Origin of the sequence: Caballeronia sp. AZ1_KS37 (genome assembly GCF_023631165.1) — a bacterium.
Classification (GTDB): domain Bacteria; phylum Pseudomonadota; class Gammaproteobacteria; order Burkholderiales; family Burkholderiaceae; genus Caballeronia; species Caballeronia zhejiangensis.
In genome coordinates, this window is record NZ_JALQDP010000009.1 from 1 (window position 1) to 3,690 (window position 3,690).

The following is a 3,690-nucleotide window of genomic DNA, read 5'->3' on the forward strand; positions in this document are numbered from 1 at the left end:
CGGGACGTCGCTTACCGCTCGTCGAAGCTCACAACCACGCGCTCGCTCACCGGATGGCACTGGCAGGTCAGCACGAAACCCTCATCGATCTCGTGTTGTTCGAGCGTGTAGTTCTTGTCCATCTTCACTTCGCCTTCGAGCACTTTCGCGCGGCACGTGCAGCACACCCCGCCCTTGCACGCGTACGGCAACGCGAGCCCTGCCTTCAGACCGACATCGAGCACGCTCACGCCTTCATAAGGCAAGCGCAGCTTGCGCTTCTTGCCGTCGATGACCAGTTCCAGATCCGCCGCCGGCGTGCTCTCCGTAATCTCGATCGTCGGCGCACCCGCCTGCGGCAACGGCGTGCCGAAGCGCTCCACATGAATCTGCTTCGGCGGCACGCCCGCTTCTTTCAGCGCCGCTTCAGCGGCGTCCATCATCGGGCCGGGGCCGCAGATGAACGCTTCATCGATCTCTTCAGGCGAGAGCAGCGTCGAAAGAAACGCCTTGCACTTCTCTTGATCCAGCACGCCGTTGAACAACTCGACATCCTGCAAATCATCGGACAGCACGTGATACAGCGAGAACCGGTCCATATACCGGTTCTTCAGATCCTCGAGTTCCTCGGCAAACATGATCGCGTCGACACTGCGATTGCCGTACACCAGCGTGAAGCGGCTCGTCGGCTCCATGTCCAGCGTCGTCTTGATGATCGCCAGCACCGGCGTGATGCCCGAGCCGCCCGAGAACGCCACGTAATGCTTTGCGTGATCCGCGTTCAGATGCGTGAAGAAGCGCCCGTCGGGCGTCATCACCTCGATCTCATGGCCGGGCTTCAAGGTCTCGAACGCGAAGTTCGAGAAGCGCCCGCCGCGCACGCGCTTGATGCCGATGCGCAATTCGCCATCGCGATCGTAGTCGGTCACGCCCACGCAGATCGAATACGAGCGGCGCGTCTCCTCGCCATCGATATGCGTCTTGAGCGTCACGAACTGGCCCTGCGTAAAGCGAAACGCATCGCGCAATGCGGGCGGCACATCGAATGAAACGGTGAGCGCGTCGGCGGTTTCGGGGCGCACGTCGCGAATGCGCAGCGGATGAAATTGCGGAGTCGCCATGTTTTCTCGGCTCGCTTGTCAGTGAGGTTCAGTACGGCTTGAAGTAATCGAACGGCTCGCGGCAATCGATGCATCGATACAACGCCTTGCACGCCGTCGAGCCGAATTGCGCCAGCTTCTCCGTGTGCGTCGAGCCGCAGCGCGGGCACGCGATCGTCGCGGGCTTGCGCGCCACGAAGCGGATCGGCTTTTCCGTGCTAACGCATGCGCCCGTCGGCGGCGCGATGCCATAGCGGCGCAGCTTCTCGCGCGCGTCATCGGTGATCCAGTCGGTCGTCCACGCAGGCGCCAGCACCGTCTCGATGCGATGCGCGCCGAGTTGCGCATCATCGATCGCTTTCGCGATGTCCTCAGCAATCTGCGACATCGCAGGACAGCCCGAGTACGTCGGCGTGATCACCACTTCGAGCACGCCATCGTCGCCGTGACGTACATCGCGCAAGATGCCCAGCTCGCGAATCGATACCACCGGAATCTCCGGATCGGGCACCGACTCGAGCACGTGCCACGCGCGTTCGATCGTGGTTTGCATGGCCTGCATTACCAGCTCGCGCCCGGATGCTGACGCGCCAGGCTCTGCATCTCCGCCAGCAGATAACCCATGTGCTCCGAGTGCTCGCCTTGCTTGCCCGTCGTGACGTGCTGCACTTCTACGGGCACTTTGAGCGTCGCTTCATCGAGCGCCGATGCAACCTGCTCGCGCCACGCCGCTTCGAACTCGCTCGCCAGCGGCGCGATGCCCGCATCGGCGACGGCCTGTTCGATTGCATCGGTCGCGAAGAACTCGCGCGTGTACGGCATCAGATAATCGAGCGCAGCCTGCGCACGCCGATGCGACTCCGCAGTGCCATCGCCGAAACGCACCAGCCAGTCGCGCGCGTGATGCAGGTGATAGCTCGTCTCCTTGATCGACTTCGCCGCGATCGCCGCGAGTTGCGCATCGTTCGATGATTGCAATGCGCTCCACACTTCCATCATCAACGCCGAGTACAGGAAGTTGCGCACGATCGTCACCGCGTAATCGCGCTCCGTGCGCGTCGTGCCCGCGAGCGGGCCGAAGTGCGGCAACTCCGCGATCGTGTAGTTGGCGAACTCGCGCTCGGTGCGAAAGTATGCGTAATCGTCTTCGGTCTTTTTGTTGCCGTTGAGCGATGCTTCGAGCGAAGCAGCATGCGTGTAGAGCAAACGCGCCTGACCGATCAGATCCAGACTGATGTTCGCCAGCGCAATATCCTCTTCCAGTGCCGGGCCGTGACTGCACCACTCCGCGTTGCGCTGTCCGAGAATCAGCGCGTTGTCGGCAAGACGCAGCACGTAGGCGAGATGTTCTTTCTGGCTCATGTCGCGCGCCCTTACATGTGATTGATTTCGTCGGGCAGCACGAAGAACGTCGGATGCCGATAGATCTTGTCGCCCGCGGGCTCGAACAACTCGGCCTTGTCTGCCGGGTCCGATGCCGTGATCGCCGCCGAGGGCACCACCCAGATGCTCACGCCTTCCTGACGACGCGTGTACACGTCGCGCGCCATGCGCAACGCCGCGCCCGCGTCCGGTGCGTGCAGGCTGCCGCAATGCTTGTGATCCAGTCCCTGCTTGCTGCGCACGAACACTTCCCAGATCGGCCATTCCTTGTTCATCTTCATCGTCTCCATGCTCATGCAGCTTGTTGGTGGGCGCGGGCTTTTTGCTTCTCTGCATACGCCAGTGCGGCTTCGCGAACCCACGCGCCGTCATCGTGTGCCTTCACGCGCGTGGCGAGGCGCTCCTTGTTGCACGGGCCGTCGCCGTTGACCACGCGCCAGAACTCGTCCCAGTCGATCGCGCCGTAGTCGTGCGCTTGCCGCGCTTCGTTCCACTTCAAATCGGGATCGGGCAATGTGACGCCGAGGATCTTCGCCTGCTCGACGGTCGCATCGACGAACTTCTGACGCAGGTCATCGTTCGAGATGCGCTTGATGCCCCACGCGAACGACTGGCCGCTGTGGATCGAATCCTTGTCGCTCGGGCCGAACATCATCAGCACCGGCCACCACCAGCGGTTCACCGCCTGCTGCACGAGATCCTTCTGCGCTTGCGTGCCTTTCATCATCGCGAGCAGCGCGTCGAAGCCCTGGCGTTGGTGGAACGACTCCTCCTTGCAGATGCGGATCATCGCGCGGGCATACGGCCCGTAGGTGCAGCGGCACAGCGGAATCTGGTTCATGATCGCGGCGCCATCGACGAGCCAGCCGATCACGCCGACATCGGCCCACGTGGGTGTCGGATAGTTGAAGATGCTCGAATATTTCGCCTTGCCTGCGTGCAGCGCGGCCACGAGTTGATCGCGCGAGACGCCCAGTGTTTCGGCCGCGCTGTAGAGGTACAGGCCGTGGCCGCCTTCGTCCTGCACCTTCGCGAGCAGGATCGCCTTGCGTTTGAGGCTCGGCGCGCGGCTGATCCAGTTGCCCTCGGGCTGCATCCCGATGATCTCCGAATGCGCGTGCTGCGAGATCTGACGCACCAGCGTCTTGCGATACGCCTCGGGCATCCAGTCCTGCGGCTCGATCTTGCCGTCGGCCTGCATCACCGCGTCGAAGCGGGTTTGGGCGGC

At 62.8% G+C, this 3,690-nt stretch carries 5 protein-coding genes; all 5 read right to left on the reverse strand.

The window, feature by feature from the left end:
• Positions 1-11: 11 nt before the first annotated feature.
• The gene (gene paaE / locus NCS00_RS07580; protein ID WP_008352720.1) at positions 12-1,100 is read right to left on the reverse strand and encodes a 1,2-phenylacetyl-CoA epoxidase subunit PaaE; all 1,089 of its coding nucleotides are present in this window, start codon (positions 1,098-1,100) and stop codon (positions 12-14) included.
• A gap of 28 nt (positions 1,101-1,128) precedes the next feature.
• On the reverse strand, positions 1,129-1,641 hold the full coding sequence (paaD, locus tag NCS00_RS07585) for a 1,2-phenylacetyl-CoA epoxidase subunit PaaD (protein ID WP_008349550.1): 513 nt from the start codon (positions 1,639-1,641) through the stop codon (positions 1,129-1,131).
• Positions 1,641-2,441, reverse strand: a complete 801-nt coding sequence (gene paaC, locus NCS00_RS07590) for a 1,2-phenylacetyl-CoA epoxidase subunit PaaC (RefSeq protein WP_008349547.1) — start codon at positions 2,439-2,441, stop codon at positions 1,641-1,643. The genes paaD and paaC overlap by 1 nt, the downstream gene beginning before the upstream one ends.
• Before the next feature lie 11 nt (positions 2,442-2,452).
• Positions 2,453-2,737 (reverse strand): 1,2-phenylacetyl-CoA epoxidase subunit PaaB, encoded by a 285-nt coding sequence (gene paaB / locus NCS00_RS07595; RefSeq protein WP_008349546.1) that lies wholly within the window; start codon positions 2,735-2,737, stop codon positions 2,453-2,455.
• 17 nt (positions 2,738-2,754) lie between these two features.
• Positions 2,755-3,690 (reverse strand): 1,2-phenylacetyl-CoA epoxidase subunit PaaA (gene paaA / locus NCS00_RS07600; RefSeq protein ID WP_250439785.1); only part of this gene is annotated, 936 nt, incomplete at its 5' end.

What these genes read in the sequence shown, in the direction of transcription:
- paaD (WP_008349550.1), bottom strand. Translation starts at nt 1,641, where the DNA reads ATGCAGGCCATGCAAACCACGATCGAACGCGCGTGGCACGTGCTCGAG.
- paaC (WP_008349547.1), bottom strand. Translation starts at nt 2,441, where the DNA reads ATGAGCCAGAAAGAACATCTCGCCTACGTGCTGCGTCTTGCCGACAAC.
- paaE (WP_008352720.1), bottom strand. Translation starts at nt 1,100, where the DNA reads ATGGCGACTCCGCAATTTCATCCGCTGCGCATTCGCGACGTGCGCCCC.
- paaB (WP_008349546.1), bottom strand. Translation starts at nt 2,737, where the DNA reads ATGAACAAGGAATGGCCGATCTGGGAAGTGTTCGTGCGCAGCAAGCAG.